Source organism: Embleya sp. AB8 (genome assembly GCF_049739465.1).
Taxonomy (GTDB): Bacteria; Actinomycetota; Actinomycetes; order Streptomycetales; family Streptomycetaceae; genus Embleya.
The window spans coordinates 58182-74464 of record NZ_JBMHHY010000019.1; the positions used below are offsets into that span (position 1 = coordinate 58182).

General features: G+C 69.5%; 15 protein-coding genes. 8 read left to right on the plus strand and 7 right to left on the minus strand.

Features of this window, described 5'->3' with window-relative positions; genetic code table 11:
* Positions 1-635 precede the first annotated feature (635 nt).
* Positions 636-1034 (minus strand): MerR family transcriptional regulator, encoded by a 399-nt coding sequence (locus ABIA38_RS27390; RefSeq protein ID WP_424641510.1) that lies wholly within the window; start codon positions 1032-1034, stop codon positions 636-638.
* 136 nt (positions 1035-1170) lie between these two features.
* Here ABIA38_RS27390 and ABIA38_RS27395 point away from each other — a divergent pair, with 136 nt between their 5' ends.
* Both ABIA38_RS27395 and ABIA38_RS27400 read left to right on the plus strand, forming a co-directional pair.
* Positions 1171-2244 (plus strand): alkene reductase, encoded by a 1074-nt coding sequence (locus ABIA38_RS27395; protein WP_424641511.1) that lies wholly within the window; start codon positions 1171-1173, stop codon positions 2242-2244.
* A 17-nt stretch (positions 2245-2261) separates the two neighbouring features.
* On the plus strand, positions 2262-2621 hold the full coding sequence (locus ABIA38_RS27400) for a putative quinol monooxygenase (RefSeq protein ID WP_424641512.1): 360 nt from the start codon (positions 2262-2264) through the stop codon (positions 2619-2621).
* Positions 2622-2919: 298 nt separating this feature from the next.
* Here ABIA38_RS27400 and ABIA38_RS27405 read toward each other — a convergent pair whose 3' ends face one another.
* On the minus strand, positions 2920-3078 hold the full coding sequence (locus ABIA38_RS27405; RefSeq protein WP_424641513.1) for a hypothetical protein: 159 nt from the start codon (positions 3076-3078) through the stop codon (positions 2920-2922).
* 470 nt (positions 3079-3548) lie between these two features.
* Here ABIA38_RS27405 and ABIA38_RS27410 point away from each other — a divergent pair, with 470 nt between their 5' ends.
* Entirely contained in the window at positions 3549-4085 is a 537-nt protein-coding gene (locus ABIA38_RS27410; protein ID WP_424641514.1) for a GNAT family N-acetyltransferase, read from the plus strand.
* Positions 4086-4277: 192 nt separating this feature from the next.
* Here the strand turns inward: ABIA38_RS27410 and ABIA38_RS27415 are convergent, their stop codons facing one another.
* Positions 4278-5048, minus strand: coding sequence for a hypothetical protein (locus ABIA38_RS27415; protein ID WP_424641515.1), 771 nt, complete (start codon positions 5046-5048; stop codon positions 4278-4280).
* A complete protein-coding gene (locus ABIA38_RS27420) occupies positions 5032-6261 on the minus strand; it encodes a hypothetical protein (RefSeq protein WP_424641516.1) in 1230 nt (409 codons plus the stop codon). Before ABIA38_RS27420 ends, ABIA38_RS27415 begins: the two co-directional genes overlap by 17 nt.
* Before the next feature lie 402 nt (positions 6262-6663).
* On the opposite strand from ABIA38_RS27420, the gene ABIA38_RS27425 reads away from it, so the two are divergent.
* The 3 genes from ABIA38_RS27425 to ABIA38_RS27435 all read left to right on the plus strand — a co-directional run bounded on the left by ABIA38_RS27425 (position 6664) and on the right by ABIA38_RS27435 (position 10352).
* On the plus strand, positions 6664-7866 hold the full coding sequence (locus ABIA38_RS27425; RefSeq protein WP_424641517.1) for an FAD-dependent oxidoreductase: 1203 nt from the start codon (positions 6664-6666) through the stop codon (positions 7864-7866).
* A 99-nt stretch (positions 7867-7965) separates the two neighbouring features.
* Positions 7966-9366, plus strand: coding sequence for an MBL fold metallo-hydrolase (locus tag ABIA38_RS27430; RefSeq protein WP_424641518.1), 1401 nt, complete (start codon positions 7966-7968; stop codon positions 9364-9366).
* A gap of 188 nt (positions 9367-9554) precedes the next feature.
* Positions 9555-10352: a GntR family transcriptional regulator gene (locus ABIA38_RS27435; protein ID WP_424641519.1), complete on the plus strand. Its 798-nt coding sequence runs from the start codon at positions 9555-9557 to the stop codon at positions 10350-10352.
* A 462-nt stretch (positions 10353-10814) separates the two neighbouring features.
* Here the strand turns inward: ABIA38_RS27435 and ABIA38_RS27440 are convergent, their stop codons facing one another.
* Both ABIA38_RS27440 and ABIA38_RS27445 read right to left on the minus strand, forming a co-directional pair.
* Positions 10815-11627 (minus strand): SDR family NAD(P)-dependent oxidoreductase, encoded by an 813-nt coding sequence (locus tag ABIA38_RS27440; RefSeq protein ID WP_424641520.1) that lies wholly within the window; start codon positions 11625-11627, stop codon positions 10815-10817.
* A 529-nt stretch (positions 11628-12156) separates the two neighbouring features.
* A complete protein-coding gene (locus ABIA38_RS27445) occupies positions 12157-12924 on the minus strand; it encodes a GNAT family N-acetyltransferase (RefSeq protein WP_424641521.1) in 768 nt (255 codons plus the stop codon).
* Positions 12925-13325: 401 nt separating this feature from the next.
* Between ABIA38_RS27445 and gcvH the strand changes: the two genes are divergently transcribed.
* Positions 13326-13718 carry a glycine cleavage system protein GcvH gene (gcvH, locus tag ABIA38_RS27450; protein WP_424641522.1) on the plus strand — a complete coding sequence of 131 codons (393 nt, stop codon included), beginning with the start codon at positions 13326-13328 and terminating at the stop codon, positions 13716-13718.
* A 539-nt stretch (positions 13719-14257) separates the two neighbouring features.
* Here the strand turns inward: gcvH and ABIA38_RS27455 are convergent.
* Positions 14258-14920 (minus strand): hypothetical protein, encoded by a 663-nt coding sequence (locus ABIA38_RS27455; RefSeq protein ID WP_424641523.1) that lies wholly within the window; start codon positions 14918-14920, stop codon positions 14258-14260.
* A gap of 156 nt (positions 14921-15076) precedes the next feature.
* Here ABIA38_RS27455 and ABIA38_RS27460 point away from each other — a divergent pair, with 156 nt between their 5' ends.
* Positions 15077-15940, plus strand: coding sequence for a geranyl diphosphate 2-C-methyltransferase (locus ABIA38_RS27460; RefSeq protein WP_424641524.1), 864 nt, complete (start codon positions 15077-15079; stop codon positions 15938-15940).
* Positions 15941-16283: the final 343 nt, after the last annotated feature.

The window sequence follows — 16283 nt, forward strand, 5'->3', positions numbered from 1 at the left end:
GGACCCGGACGGTGGCGGGTGCTCCGGCGGCGCCGGTGGGTTCTTGTCCGGGGACACCGGGCCGGGCGGGCGCCCCGGGTTGTTCGGGGTGGACGGACCGCGGGGAGGCTTGCGGGCTGCACGCGTCATACCGCGCAGCGTAGGGCGCACGCCCTACCCGGAGAACCCGACCGAGCGAGCCCGAGCGAGCGAGCCCGGCCGGGCCGAACGGCGGGGTGTCGCGGTCGACGTCGGTGCGGATGGTGAGGGGATGGGTTCGGGCCCGGCGGGCGGGAGTTGCCGCAGCGCGGCATGGTGGCGCAGGCGGGTCGTCAGGCGCTCCGACGCGGCCCAGGGGTGCGGTGGTCGACGGCCCGATGCTCTGGGGGCTTGCTCGGTCGTCGCGCGGGTGGCGTGCCGCGCGGACAACGACACGCGCCGGGACGGTATTCGCCCGCGTTCGCGCAAGGCGGCGCGCACCAGGCACCAGTCTGCCTGTCCGGCCGTGCTCCCCCGAGCCACTCGGGCTGGGGCCGCCGGCCTCGTCGCGAGGAACTCCGAGCGATTCCTTGCCACTTACCACAATCGCGAATTCCGCACGGGAATCTGCGTGGTTGTTTGGGCAGGGCGGCGCAGCGGGCCCTGTGCGACACGCTTCAGGTGAGCGAAGCCGCCGTAGTGGCACTGCAGTTTCCCTCACGGGTGTCGCGGTAGGCCCGGGCTGCCGCCATGAGCGCGTCGAGTGCGTCGCGAGTGCGGTGCAACTCCTCGATGTGGTCGGAGAGTCGGTCCCGCTCCTGGAGCATGCGCGCCATCGCGGCGTCGGAATGATCGTCGCTGGGCGAGTCCACGCACGGCAGCAGTTCGACGATGGCGCGGCTGGACAGCCCGGCTGCGTACAGGCTCTGGACGAAGGCGACCCGCGCGATCTGATCGTCGGTGTAGTGCCGCTGCCCGCCGGCGCTGCGGATGCTGGTGAGCAGCCCCTGCTCCTCGTAGTAGCGCAGCGAGCGGATGCTCGCCCCGGTCTGCGCCGCGAGTTCGCCGATCCGCATCTCGTACTCCTGTCCGTGACCCCGGTCACACGACTTGCCTCTCACATTGATGTCAGGTTTTAGCGTACTACCGGGCCCGAGCGTCAAGGTCCTCTGATCCGTGCCAGGCAGTACGAGGAGTGCGAGGAGTACCGGCATGACCACGTTGTTCGATCGCCACCGTCTCGGTGATCTGGAGTTGCCCAACCGCGTTGTGATGGCCCCGATGACCCGGGGCCGGGCCGCAGCAAAGGGTCTTGCGACCCCGTCCATGGCGGTCTACTACGCCCAGCGGGCCACCGCCGGGCTGATCGTCAGCGAGGGGGTGCAGCCGAGCCTCATCGGGCAGTCCAACCCGGGCACACCGGGTCTGTACACCGACGAGCAGGTGGCCTCCTTTCGGCCCGTCACCGGCGCCGTGCACGCCAACGGCGGGCGGATCTTCGCCCAGATCATGCACGGCGGCCGGGTCTCGCACGCCGACACCACCGGCCTGCGGCCGGTCGGGCCGTCCGCGGTAGCCGCTGCGGGGCAAGTGTTCACCCCGACCGGGCCGCAGCCCGCACCGGTGCCCCGCGCCCTGGAGACCGCCGAGGTGCCCGGGCAGGCGCATTCCTACGCCGAGGCCGCCCGGCGCGCCGTCGACGCCGGCTTCGACGGTGTCGAACTGCACGGCGCCAACGGCTATCTGATCTCGCAGTTCCTGTCCTCCAACGCCAATCTGCGCACCGACTCCTACGGCGGCCCGGTGATCAACCGCATCCGGTTCGCGGTCGAGGCCGTCGCCGCCGCGGTGGACGCCGTGGGCGCGGCCCGCACCGGGATCCGGCTCTCCCCCGGCGCCACGTTCTGGGGCGTCGCGGAGACGGAGGTCCCGGAGCTGTACGCGGCCCTGCTGGCGGAGCTGGCCCGCTTCGACCTCGCCTACGTGCACCTGGAGGCGACCGCGGCGGAGGAGGTACTGGTCGGACTGCGCCGCGCGTGGCCCGGCACCCTCATCGTCAACCCGGCGCTCCCCATGGGCCCGAAGCAGGTCGACCGGACCGCCGCCGACCACTGGCTCGGGCTGGGAGCGGACCTGATCAGCTTCGGCCGCGCCTTCATCGCCAACCCCGACCTGGTCGAACGGCTGCGCACCGGCCTGCCGATCGCCCCCACCGACGAGACCACGTACTACCAGGGCGACGACGCGGGCTACCTCACCTACCCGGCCTACCAGTACACCGCCTGACCGGAAGAAAAGGAACCATGAATTCGCCTCAGGACAGCGCCGCCACCACCGCGACGGCGGAACCGTCCGTCCGGACGGACATCATCATTGCCGGCCGGGTCTTCGTACCCGCCAAGGATGTCGAAACGTTCATCGCCGAGGCACAGTCGACGTACCCGATCGCGGCAGCGAACCCTGGAAACGTGTCGATCTCGTTCTGCGTTGAGGACGCGGCGACCGGGACCGTCACGGTACTCGAGCAATGGGCGTCCCAGGAGGCGCTCGATCGGCACCTCGCCACACCCGAAGTCATGGCGCTCTTCGCCAAGTGGAGCCCGCACATGCGCAATGAAGTGCGCAGGTTCGACGTGCTCAACGAGAGAGACCCCCGGGCCTGAGACCCTCGTCCTCGGGCCGGACCGCGTCGACGACGTTGCCCGAGGTCGCCGCGCCGTCGGCGACCTCGGCTACGTGGCGAATACCGGCTCCTCGCACGATCGTCTCGGGCCCCACCGGTCCGGAGGCGACCTCCGTGACTGGTCGACCCGACGTCACGGCTGCGGATCATCGTTGGCACATCGCCGACGCGTCGGTGATTCCGGCATGATCACGGGAATCCTCGACGCGGCGGGCGTGGCAGTCACGGAACGGGCGGTACGACCGATCCGCAGCAGCGGCACCGAACGTCCGAGGTGATCAGTTGCCGCAGGAGTTGCCCGGGTCCGAGGTGTATCGCCCGGAGCGTCGTCCCTTCCGGGCGCGACGCCCGAACGTGGCGCCGATCAGCGCCAGGAACACGATCCCGACCACAATCGGCCCGAGGACGACGAGCACGATCAGGAGCACAACCGGCACGCGCTGGCCCCGCTTCCCACTCGGTGGTCTCGATACCGGCCCAGGCTACCGGTCGGGCCGGAACGAGGGCCGGATCCGGCGCCGGATCCACTACCGCCACCGCGGGGCCCCGATCGGATCGACGCACACGGTTCACCCCCACCCGATCGGGCATTCCCGTCCCCCTTCGGGCCACGCGCGGCAACTCCGGCGCAGGCCGATCCGGTTCCTGGAATCGCTGCGGCAGGTCGGCGACGTCGCACGCGGTCGGCAAGGTCGCGTGCTTCCGCACCCTGCTCTTCGGCGGCGGCACGCTCGGCGACCGCACCGCCGGCCTGCTCGCCGGCGGGATCGGCAACCGCAGTGCCATGGTCGCGGCGGCGATATTCTCGGCTGCCGTGGAGATCGCGTCGATCGTGTCCCCGGTGCGGCGGCTCCGGACCCTACCGGAGTCCGTGGAAGCGAAGGAAGATGGAACGGAGTTCGGGATCTTGACCGACGATCAGGTGTTGTTGCGACCGGTGGCCGAAGCGGATCTGCCGATCCTGGAACGATTCATGACGGACCCCGAGGCGATCGGACCGTATCAATGGAACGGCTGGCAACCGCCCGGTCGTTTCCGGCGCGGGTGGGCGGAGAACGGCCTACTCGGCGACGAGGGCGGGTACTTGCTGGTGGTGCGCGGTGCCGAGGTGCTGGGATTCGTGGCCTGGCGCCGGATCCAGTCGGGCCGTACCTCGTACTGCTGGAACATCGGGATCGGCCTGTTCCCCGAGGCGCGCGGCCAAGGCTTCGGCACCCGGGCCCAACTCCTTCTGGTGCGTTACCTGTTCGCGCATACCCAGATGATCCGGATCGAGGCCGGCACCGAGGTGGACAACCTCGCCGAGCAGCGCGCGCTGGCGAAGGTCGGCTTCACGCGCGAGGGAGTGGCGCGCGCCTACGCCTTCCGTGACGGCGGGTGGCGCGACGTGGTGTTCTACAGCCTGCTGCGGGACGAGGTCTCGTCGGCCGGGGAATCCGGGTAGCGGCGGCCGGGTTCGCGGGGAATCCGGCACCGCTCGCAGAGCCGGCCCGCCGCCGTGGCGGGCCGGCTCTTCGGCCGGTCAACGGGAAGACGAGCTCAAACGAATCGTTGCCGAGGTGTCGAGAATCTACGGATGGCATCGAAACCGGGGTATGGAAACGACTTCGGGCGGGTTGTTCAAAAGCCCTCGAGGTTAGCCGGGCGGCATCAGATCGCTCTCGCTGATGGTGTACGGCAGCAGCGGGTAGCTGAAGTCCGTTTCATTGTTCTCACGGCGCCGTAGTCGGTAAAATTCGTGCCGCTGCTCATCGTCGGCCGACACGAGGCGCGCACCCTGCGGGAGGTATACCTGGCCGTCGCGAAACCGAACGAAGGTCTTTGACGTTCGAAAGGTTACACCCAGCCATTGGTTGTCCGCCGTCCGGGCGGGCGTATCCAATACGATTTTGTGCCTGAGCCGCCGATTCGAGTCGACAGAGAACGCGACGATACTGTTGTGGGCGAGCGGGATCTCGAACTTCTCGCCACCGAATCCCTTTGATTCGAAGATCAGCTTCCTCGGCGGGCTCGCTTCGGGATGCTGATAGCAGGAGAAGACGGCGATAAACGACTCGTTGGCCAGATCGAGGGCTTGATCGGAATGGCTGCCCATGGTTGTGTAGGCATTCGTGTAGCTCTCGATGAGGGCGTTGTTGAAGCCGACCGAGAGCGCCGCACGTTCTTGAATCTGTTGCGCCAGCCGTTCGTGCACTGCCCGGAAACGCTGCGTCGGGCTGCTGTATCGAGTGGTGGTACGTACGAGAGGCACACCACCCGTCTCGTCGATCCTGGTAAGCACGGCGCCACGTCGGCCTTTTCCGACGTCTTCCAAACGAGCCGACGCGGCCAGCTCCGCAAAGAGATTCGCCCCGGTTGGCAGAGCGCACGAGAGGATCTCATCCGAGATCCTAGGCTCGGGGGGCAACGTAGTCTCCCGTGTTCATGCTGAAGGGAAATTCGTCGCCGTAATCAATGAAGGACGAATTTCTGTTCTCCTCGGCATACAGCCTGCGCAGCTCGTTCAGGTCGGCCGGTGTGGGTGGCTCCAGCTTCACCAAATCTCCGGCCACTTTGAGGAACGTGTGGCCGTTCTTGTGCATGGCTTCGGCGCTCGAACAGCGCACCACGTATCCCAGGCGGGTCGGGAGCAAGTCGGCCGCCAACGTTGCGGGCCGGATTTCGTGCGTATACAGGCGGTTGGTGGACAGCGGCATGAAGAACACGGAGCCGGGGTGGAGAGTCAGGGTGAATTGCGCGGGCAGCACGACTCCGTTGCGTTCTGCGGTCGGCTCCTTGAGGCGAAAGTGGAGTCTGGTCAGCCCGCTGACACCCTGCACGCCGTAGTCGAAGGCGTCTTCGGCCAGGGGCTGCAGCTTGTCGAGTCGGTCATAGAAGGTGCAGAAGGCCATGATGCCGTTGACCGGCATGTCCTTGGTCTTGTCGGCATGGGCCGAGATCTTGGCCTTGGCCTGCTTGCGTTCCGCCGTGGCAAGGGTGTTGTGGTAGATCTGAGCAAGCACGTGATTCAGCGGTGCCTGGTTCCGGAAGACGACGGCGGCCTCGCGGTTCAGCGCCTCGACGATGCGCGTGTCGGTTGGGCGAAAGCTCTCGGTCGGCCCCGAGAGATTCGTGGAGCACCGGAGCAGGCGAAAATGTAGTTCGTCACCGTTTCGTGTGACGGGCGTCAGATAGATTCCGCTGCGATGGGCTGTTCCAGGCTTGGTGGACTCCGTCAGGGACTGGAACGCGTGCTCCGCACGGATCCGTCCGAAGTGATCGGCGCCGAGTCCGAAAAAGCGGCGGTAGTACACGCCGACGCCGTGTACGCGGATGGGAACTCGGCCGAGGTCGACGAGGATCCACGGTTTGTCGACGTCCTCGTGGTAACCGTGTGACAGCTCCCGGATAACGAATACCCGGGCAGCCGCATGCAGTTGGCGGCCGCTGAGCCCGGATATATCGCCACACAGGTAGACGGTCTTGTGCGCGAGGTCGGGCAAACCGGAAGCAAGGTCCTCCGGCGTGATTGTGGACCCGAAGAAGTCCCTGATCGACTCGTTGTCCTGCAACATCGAAGGCGCAACCAAGATGTTGCTCGCATCCTCGATACCGGCTTCTGTCGGCTCTGTTGTGTACATCGAACGGCACCTGCCATCCACGGTCGTCCCGCCCCGCTCGTGCGCGGGGCGGCCGGCGCGGGTCCGGACCGCGTGTTCCTCCGGGGGCGGGCCCATGGTCACGGAAGTCTCCTGGATCGAGCGGGGGTTGGTCAGCCTAGTAGCCGGCGTAGTACTCGTCGAACGGGTTGAGATGTCCGCATGGGTCGCCTTCGGTGTCCGGCCCAGGACCTACTCGATGCGCGTCGACACGAATCGAGTAGGCGTACTCGGTTGCGAAGCTGCCGAACCCGGGGTCGTGGGCCCGCCGGACGCGCTTTAATGTCCGGACATTCATCATGATTTCCTTGGGAGCACTTGCCCACCGGCGGGTCTCATGTCTAGTTTATATGTCCGTACATTACGAGCTGCGGGAGGCGCACTGTGACCACACGGCACCACCACCGCATCGTCATCGTGGGGGGCGGCAGCGCCGGCATCTCGGTGGCGGCCCGGCTGATCCGCGCCGGTGTACGGGATATCGCCGTCGTCGACCCGGCGTCGCGCCACTACTACCAGCCGCTGTGGACTCTCGTCGGTGGCGGTTGCGCGCCGATCGAGGAGAGCGAGCGGCCCCAACGGTCCGTGATCCCGAGGGGGGTGCGCTGGATCGGCGAGCGTGCCGTCGCCGTCGACCCGATGGCACGGGAGTTGACGCTCGACGGCGGGTCGATCGTCGGGTACGAGTACCTGGTGATGTGCGCCGGCATCCAACTCGACTGGCAGCGGATCCCGGGGCTCGCGGAAACCCTCGGTCGGGACGGGGTCTCCAGCAACTACCTGGCCGAACTCGCCCCGCGGACCTGGCGGTTCATCCGCGAGACGAAGTCGGGTTCAGCGGTCTTCAGCATGCCCTCGGGGGCGATCAAGTGCGCAGGAGCCGCGCAGAAGATCGCGTACCTCGCCGCCGACTACTGGCGCGCGCAGGGCCGCCTTCGCGACATCGACGTGCACCTCGTACTCCCCACACCGACCATGTTCGGCATCCCGGAGTTCTCCGGCATTCTCGACGGGGTCGCGGCTCGGTACGGGATCAACGTGCACTTCGGCAGTGAGGTCACTCGGGTCCGCGCCGACCGGAAGTACGTCGTGATCCGGGACAACACCACCGGCGCAGAGCGCGAACTCCCTTACGACATGGCCCACCTGGTGCCCCCGCAGAGCGCACCCGACTGGCTCAAAAAGAGCACGTTGGCGGATCCCGGGGACCCCGCGGGCTACGTCGGGATCGACAAGCACACCATGCAACACACGCGCCACCCCAACGTCTTCGCGCTCGGCGACGTGGCTTCGTCGCCGAATTCCAAGACCGGCGCGGCCGTACGCAAGCAGGCGCCCGTCGTGGTGCGGAACCTCATCGCGGCGATGAACGTATCCCCCCTGGAGGCGCGTTACCAGGGCTACTCCTCATGCCCGCTGACCACGGCCCGGCGTCGGGTATTGCTCGCGGAATTCGACTACTCGATGCGGCCGGCGCCGTCGATCCCCCTCATCGACACGGTCCGCGAGCGCACCGACATGTGGTACCTGAAGCGTCACGGATTGCCTTTCCTCTACTGGAACCTGATGCTCCGCGGCCGGGCCTGACGCCGCACGCCCCCCGGACCACCACCTGCCCCCGACGCGCCGCCCTGCCCGGCGGCGAGCGGCCCCGCACCTCTCCCACCACTTCCGAGGAGTACTTCGATGCAACGGCTCGACCGGATGTTCTTCAAGCAGTACTACCTGGACTGCCTGTCCCATGCCTCCTACCTCATCGGCGACCGGGGCACGGGTCGTGCGGTCGTCGTGGACCCCCGACGGGACGTGCTGGAATACCTCGCCGATGCTGAGCACAGCGGCCTGACCATCGAGCGCGTGATCGAGACGCACGTACACGCCGACTTCCTCTCCGGCCACCTGGAACTCGCCGAGCTCACCGGCGCGCGTATCTCGTACGGGTCGAAGGCCACGGTCGAGTTCGAGGTGGACCTCCTGGAGGACGGCCGAAGGATCTCCCTCGGCGATGTCGACCTGGAGGTGTTGCACACCCCCGGCCACACCCCCGAGTCGATCTGTGTCGTCGTTCGCGCCGAAGCCGACGACGCGGTGCCCTTCGGTGTGCTCACCGGGGACACCCTGTTCATCGGCGACGTGGGGCGCCCCGACCTGCTCGGCGCGCACGGGTGGTCGGCGACCGACCTGGCCCGCGCGCTGTTCCGGTCGACCCGGGACAAGCTCCTCACTCTTCCGGACCCGACGCGGGTGTTCCCCGCCCACGGCTCCGGGTCGGCGTGCGGCAAGAACCTGTCCTCGAAGACCAGTTGCAGCATCGGCGAACAACGGATCTCGAACTATGCGTTGGCCCCCTGCACCGAGGACGAGTTCGTGCGCGTGGTCTGCGCGGGACAATCCACCGCGCCGAGCTACTTCGCGGGGGTCGCGGCGCGAAACCGCGAACGCCGACCGGTCCTCGACGCACGTAAGCCCGTTCCCCGGCTCCCCGCCGCGTCGTTCCTGAGCGCTCGGGCCGGCGGATGCGTCGTATTGGACACGCGCGACCCGGAGGAATTCGCCGACGCCCACCTCCGTGGGTCGGTGAACGTCGCCCTCTCCGGCAGGTTCGCCGGCCTCGTCGGGGAGGTGCTCACGGCCGATACCCGCTTGTTGCTCGTCTCGGACCCGGGAACGGAGATCGAGGTGCGCAATCGTCTCGCCCGCATCGGCTTCGACAACGTGGTGGCCGGCCTCGGTTCGAGTCTGGCCGAGATACCGGCGCGGGAGTTGGTCCGGGCGACCAGGCTGTCCCCCGAGGAAGTCGCGGCGATCGACCGCGAAACCCGGCTCGTCGACGTCCGGAGTCGTGCCGAGATCGAGGAACACGGCACGATCGCCGGCGCGACGCACCTTGCACTCCCGCAACTCCTCGCCAAAATCGCCGAGTTGATCCCGACCCAGAACACGGTGATCTTCTGCGCCGGGGGGACCCGCTCTTCGGTGGCAGCCTCGACGCTTCGTGCCCACGGGTTCACGAACGTCTCGGACCTGCGCGGCGGCTTTGCCGCGTGGACAGCCCGGTACCCGTCCGTCCGGCCCGCGTCCACGTGACGCGAGCGGCCCACGAACACTCGGGCGGGATCTTCTCGGCCGCCGGGCCGGTGCCCTCGGTTGCGGCTGCGGTCCTCGCCGTTGACCTCCCCCGGCGTTGCCCACCATCGGGTTCGCCGCGGTCGCGGCCTCGGCGGCCGTACATTTATGCCGATCGGAGCCGAGTCAGCGCACATAGGGGACAATCAGTGAAATCACCGGGCGCCGGGCCCACACCGGTCGACCGCACCAGCCCCGTCCCACTGTGGGCTCAGCTGCGCGAGGACCTCCGCCGCCGGCTCGAGGCGAACGAGTTCGGCGACGCGTTCCCCGGCGAACACGCTTTGGTCGCCGAGTACCACGTCAGCCGCCACACGGTGCGCGAGGCGCTGCGCAAGCTGCGCAGCGAGGGACATGTCACCGCCGGACGCGGCCGGGTTTCCAAGCCCGCCGTCCCGATGGAACAGTACGTCGGGCGGGCCTACAGCCTCTTCGACTCGGTCGAGCGGATCGGCTCGGTGCAACGCAGCACGGTCCGCGTCCTGGACCGGCGAGCCGACGGCGTCGTGGCCGCCCGGCTCGGGCTCGAGGAGTCCACGCCGCTCATCCACCTGGAGCGACTGCGCCTGGCCGACGGGGAACCGCTCGCGGTCGACCGCGTCTGGCTGCCCGCGGACCTGGCATCCCCGTTGCTGACGGCCGACTTCACGCACACGGGCCTCTACGCCGAACTCGCGCGGTACTGCGGGATCCGCATTTCCGGTGGCTGGGAACGTATTCGGGCCCTGGTACCGAATCCCGCCGAACGCCGCTTGCTCGCGTGTCCCAAGGACACGGCCGTCTTTGCGATCGACCGTGCGGGGAACTGGCAGGACCGGGTCGTGGAGTGGCGCCAAACCCTGGTTCGGGCGGACCGCTTCTCCGTCGCCGCAGACTTCTCGGACCGGGACGGCTACCTGCTCGGAGGCGAACGACGCGGCACCGAGGTCGGGCATCGGCCCGGCTGATCCGCCTCGGCGAGTGTCGTCCGACAGCGCGGGGAGCATGGTGGGAGGGGCATGGTGGGACGGGCATGGCGGGACGGGCATGGCGGGACGGGCATCGTTGGATGGGCGCGGCACGGCCGGTTCTCGGGCCCGGGTAAGGCGGCCCGGCGAGTGGGGAGTTCCCACGCCGGGCCGCCCGAGCTGGTGCCGCGCCCGGCGACGTTTGCCCCGGCGCGGTGTTCGGTGCGGTGTCTCGGTGCGCCGCCGGAACGTCCTCGTACTGGAGTACTCGGATGTTTCGGCGGTGCGGCGAGGGGCCGTGCCGGGTGCCGTGACGGGGTGAACGTCGCCGGGCGCGGCACCAGCTCCTCGGTCAGCGCTTCGCGCCGGCGCGGCCTCCGTGGTTGGCGGCCCTCTTGCGGCGGGCTCGCTTCTTGCGGGCGCGCTTGGACCCGGGCGTGCTCCTTGCTGCCGGCATGCGGCTCAGCCGAGGTCGGTGAGGGTGCTGCTCACGTTCCACAGGCGGCGCGGGGAACGTTTGTCCAGTACGCCCGGGCCGGGCTCGGCGGCGGTGAGGTGGTCGTAGTAGCCGCCGTTGACCACCTCGTGCTCGGGGTGGCACAGGTTGAGCACGGCCGCGGCGCCCTCCCCGACCGGGCGGCCCACCCTGCCGTACAGCGGCAGCAGCGCGGTGTCGATGGTGCCCGGGTGCAGGCTGACCGCGCCCTGGCCGCGTTCGGCGAGCGCCTTGGCGAAGACGGCGAGGGCGAGCTGTGATTGTGCGTACACGGCGACCCGTGAATAGCGGCGCGCGCGGGTGAGGTCCGTCCAGTCGATGTTGCCGGTGCGGTGCAGCGACGAGGAGACGTTGACGACACGGCTGTCCGACGCGGCGGCTAGTGATGCCTCCAGGACCCGGGTCAGCAGGAAGTGCGCGAGGTAGTTCACCTGCCAGGTGACCTCGTTGCCGTCCTCGGTCAGCGTGCGCCGCTCGGGCCCGGCGATAGCGGCGTTGTTCACCAGCAGATCGAGCCTGGGATGCGCGGCGGCGATCTCGGCCGCCATCGCCCGGACCTGGCCGAGGTCGGTGAAGTCGGCGACCGCGGTGGTCAGCGTGCGCCGGTCGGCGCCGTCCGCGACCATGCGCTCGACGGCCGCCTGGGCGTGCGTGTCGTCGACGGCGTGCACGACGACTTCGGCACCGCCTACGGCAAGGCGCAGCGCGGTCTCGTAGCCGATGCCGTCGGTGGCGCCGGTGACGAGTGCGGTGCGGGAGGAGTAAACGGATTCAGACATGTCCGTCCAAGGGAACTGGTGCGTGGATACCCCGTCCGACGGGCCGTGTTCGGCGTCGGACGGCAGGGGGAAGCAGCCCGTGTTCGGGGCCGCGGAAGGTTGGAGTACGGCGTGGCGGAGCCGGCACCCGAATGGGTCGAGCGGCCGGTTCGAGACGCGTCGGACGCCGGGGTCGAGCAGCCGGACGGCCGGTCAGGCGGTCAGGCGGCGTGGCCGACGGGATCAGGCGGCTGATCCTCGTGGCGCAGACCCGCGCCCGCGGCCTCCGGAGGGCAGCACGGCACGACGGTCGGGAACCCGCCGGGACGACCCGGCAGTTCCCACGCATCACGCACGATCCGGCTGCTCACGGCTCCATCCAAGCGGGCGTCACGACGGGTCGTCCAGTCGCCGCGCGGCTTCCGTACGCACTCCTGACACGTACTCCTGATCCGCCTCCTGATCCGCACGCCCGATCGCGGACGCGGTCCCGGGGGCGGGGGCGGGGCCGAGGTACGAAGCCGGGCATCGAGAACACGGCCCTCCCCCGCTACGCGGCCGTCCGCGCCGGCCGCGCTTCCACCGAGTAGTGCGTGGTCTCGCATACCAGGCGGAATCCGCAGGTCCAGGCCAGGCGGCGGCTCGCCGTATTGTCGCGGGCCGCGGTCCAGGTCGGGACACGCCCCTCGGCGCGGACGTCCGCGCACAGCGCCGTCACGCAGGCCCGGGCCAGAGCCAGGCGGCGGGCCCACGGGGCGGTGACGACGGCGAGTTCGGCGTGCCGGCGTCCGTGGAAGTAGACGCAGGCGACGGCGGCGAGCGCGCCGTTCGTGACGGCGCCGCGGGCGTGGCCGGAGGCGGCGAGGCCGACGGGGCCACCCCAGGTCTCGGCGATCCAGGCCGCTTCGGGACCGAGGTGGATGAGGCGGGCGGCGTCGGCGGCGACGAGGGAGCGCACCTGGAAGCCCGGGGGCGGCGAGGTCGGCGGGGCGGCGAACCGATGCGCGTAGACCATCCGTTCCCATGGCCTGACCCGCCCGACCTCGGCCATCAGCCGGGGCAGGAACCGCGCGGGCGCGGCGACCTGTCCCCGGATCAGGTCCGCCAGTCGGCCCCGGGGTACCGCCGACGGGTCACCCATCAGCAGGGTGTGACCACCGCACCGGACGGCGACCGCCCGCGGCGCGAGGAGTCGGTCGACCCAGCAGCGGCCGAGGCCGGTGGTCTGAACATGGGTACACATGACGGCAGGGCCGGGCACCTCTTCGGGCAGGCGCAGGCGCAGCCCATCCCACTCGGCGGGCCGGATTCGGATCACGGATGACGTCCTTCGTCGCGAGAAACGCGACCCATCCCAGATCCGGCACGATCCGACGCGCAAGAACCCGGGCGCGAGATTCACACCGTCCTGACGCCGGAGGCCACTTCATTGTCGATTCCCCCTCTGCCGGATCGATGGATCGATGGATCGACGAGTGTGCGGATCGATGGGTGGACGAGTGGACGGGTGCCGGACCACCCACCGGCGCCGACTCCGCCCACCCTCCCCCGCAGGTACGGCCGGGCCTGCTCGTCGGCGTCCCCGCCGCGGCGCTCCGGAGGCCGGGCGACCCACCCGTTCGGGTGTACATCCCACCGAAACCGGGATCTTTGTAGCAGGCTCGGCGACGGTTGCCGACAGGTGACGAACCTCGGCCACGATCTCTCGGAGGAGCACCCATGAATCCCCAGGACCTCAAGTACACCAAGGATCACGAGTGGGTACGATCCCTCGGCGGCGAGCGAGTGGCGGTCGGGATCACGGACTTCGCGCAGAAACAGCTCGGCGACGTCGTCTTCGTGGAACTGCGGTCGGTAAACGACCGGCTCGAGCTGAACGAGCCATTCGGCACCCTGGAGTCCGTCAAGGCGGTGAGCGAGATCTACATGCCGCTGACCGGCACGATCACCGCCGTCAACAAGGAGCTCGACGACTCGCCGGAGAACGTGAACACCGACCCCTACGGCGACGGATGGATGATCGAGGTCACCTTCGCCAAGGGCGACAAGATGACGGGCCTGCTCACGGTCGGGGAGTACGAGGCCTACATCCGGGAGGCGTCCGCCGACTGACCGCCCCACCCAGCCGGGCCGGGCGCGGTCGGTCGGGTGGGCGGCCACGACCGCCGTCGACCCCCGGGACGCCGCGGATCGGCCGGCCGAACACCGGGACTCCCCCTACGAGTTCGGATGTTCACGGGCGAGGTCCGGGAGGTGCCGTCGCCGGGCCGCGGCGGGCCCCGGGCCGGGAGTCGGCCGGTGCAGGCGTGGGCGGCGGGCTCGGGCGGCGAGGCCTGGACGTGGTCGGCCTCGCGGGCGTGGTCGCGCCGGGGGTGGGGGTGTTTGACGAACGCGTCCGGGTGTGGGGTGGTTTCGGGGTTTCTTGTGGTGGCCCGTCCGCTCCCCCGCGGTCGGGCCGGTGCCGTGTCGTGTCCCCTCGGCCCGTGTGACGTCGAGTGTGGTGTCGGCCGGGGCGTGGTCAGGAAGGGGGTGGGGGCGGTGGTTCGGTGGGGGGTGATCGTGTTCCAGGGCGGGTGCGAGGACCGCGAACGAGAACGGGCGCGATCAGCCGCCAGGAGGCGGGGGCTCGGCGAGCACGTCTCGGTACTCCGTCAGGTCCGTTCGCGGCCCGCCACTACGCGGGGGGAGACCGGGACCGCGGCGGGCAGGACGCCGACGCGCAAGTCGACGTCGAAGAGATGGTCGTCGAGGCGTAGGGGGCTGTTCGGGATGTCGGCGGTGACGGCGGCGGCTGCGGCCTGGGTGAGGAGACTGGGGGCGTCGTGGATGTCGACGCCGGACGCGGAAATGACGACGTCGTTGCCGGGGGTGGTGAGGGTGTCGATCCGGTCCCCGTGGTGCACCGTCGAGGCATGGGCCCGATCGTCGCCGATCGTGTAGGTACCGTGCAGGTCGGTGAACTCCGCACGCCGGTCTCCGCGAACCAGGGCGAATCCGCCCGCGGCGTCCATCGTGGCGGCCGACAGCTCGTTGTCGACCCCGCCGCCGTCCACCGTCCAGCGCAGACATCGGTGCCCGTTCTCGGTGACCAGGACGACCGGTGCCACGGCCTGTAGTTCCATGCCCGCGTCGGACAACGCACGCTGCGAGGCGTCGGTCAGACACAACGTCCAGGGCGTGCCGGTCCGTAGCGGCAGCGACACCGCGGGCACGGTCCCTCGCGGCGGCACCGCGTCCGACGTTGCGGACTGGGACACGAGCAGGGCCGGCGCCACGGTGACGAGCGCGCACAGGCGGACGAAAGAGGTCTTCACGACAAGCTCCGAAGGGTGGGCGGCGCGTGGCCGACGACGGAGAATCGGGCTGCCCATCCTGTACACCGCACGGTTCCGGGACAAACGCCCCGCCTCGAACGGCCGCGTTCCAACCGGTCGACTCGCACTGCCACACCCGACCCGAAATGGAACATCGTGACCCCCACCTCCGAGCCGACCCCGCCGGCGGCCGTGATCGACCCGTACCAGACGTCGGTCGCGGCCTACTGGAACCGGGAACGATCCCCCGTCAACCGCCTCCTCGGCGAGGTGGACGGGATCCATCATCATCACTTCGGCATCGGCGAGGTCGACTGGGACGTCCTCGACGGCCCCGACGACGTCCGCGAGCGGCGCGTCGTCGGGGAGCTGCACCGTCTGGAATGCGCTCAGGCCGACCTCCTCGTCGAACACCTCGGACCGATCGGCCCCAACGACCGGATCCTCGACTCCGGTTGCGGGCGCGGCGGCGGCAGCCTCGTCGCGCACGATCGTTTCGGATGTCACGTGGCCGGCATCACCATCTCCGAGGCCCAGGTGGCATTCGCCGCCGCCCGGGCGGCCGAGCGCGGCGTGGCGGACAAGGTCGTCTTCCACCTCAAGAACATGCTGGACACCGGCTTCGCATCGGGATCCTTCCGAGCCATCTGGAACAACGAGAGCACGATGTACGTCGAACTCTCGGTGCTCTTCGCCGAGTACGCGCGCCTGCTGTCGCACGGTGGCCGCTACGTGTGCGTCACCGGCTGCCGCAACGACGTCTACGGCCTCTCCTCCAGGGAGGTCAGCACCATCAACGCCCACTACATCTGCGAAATCCACTCCCGACGCGCCTACTTCGCGGCGATGGCCGCCAATCGACTGGTACCCGCCACGGTGATCGATCTGACGGACGCGGCCATCCCCTACTGGGAGCTGCGCGCCAAGTCGCACCTGGCGACCGGCATCGAGAAGGCGTTCCTGACCGCATACCGGGACCGGAGCCTCCAATACCTGCTCATCGTCGCCGATCGGGTCTGACTCGACCCCGGTACCGCCGATCGAGGACCCGGATGGGCGCGAGCAGCCGCCACGGTCGCCGGCCGGGCCGACGCCGACACGCCGCTCACGCGCGCGGGTCGAGTTCGGCGCGCGGGTACGCCGGTGGTCCAACGGACGCCCCTCCGTCGGGGGGATCACCGCGCCGGTGACGAATCGGGAGGCGTCCGAGGCCGGCCACAAAGGCCATGCCCGGCACATCGGCGGGTGGCGCCCAGCCCCTCGGCGGGACGGCCACGCCGGTGTCCCCGGCACCGGGCGGGATCGGCGGTGTAAGCGCGGTTGATGTCGGTGTCGATCCAGGCGGGGCAGATCGTGTTGCCCC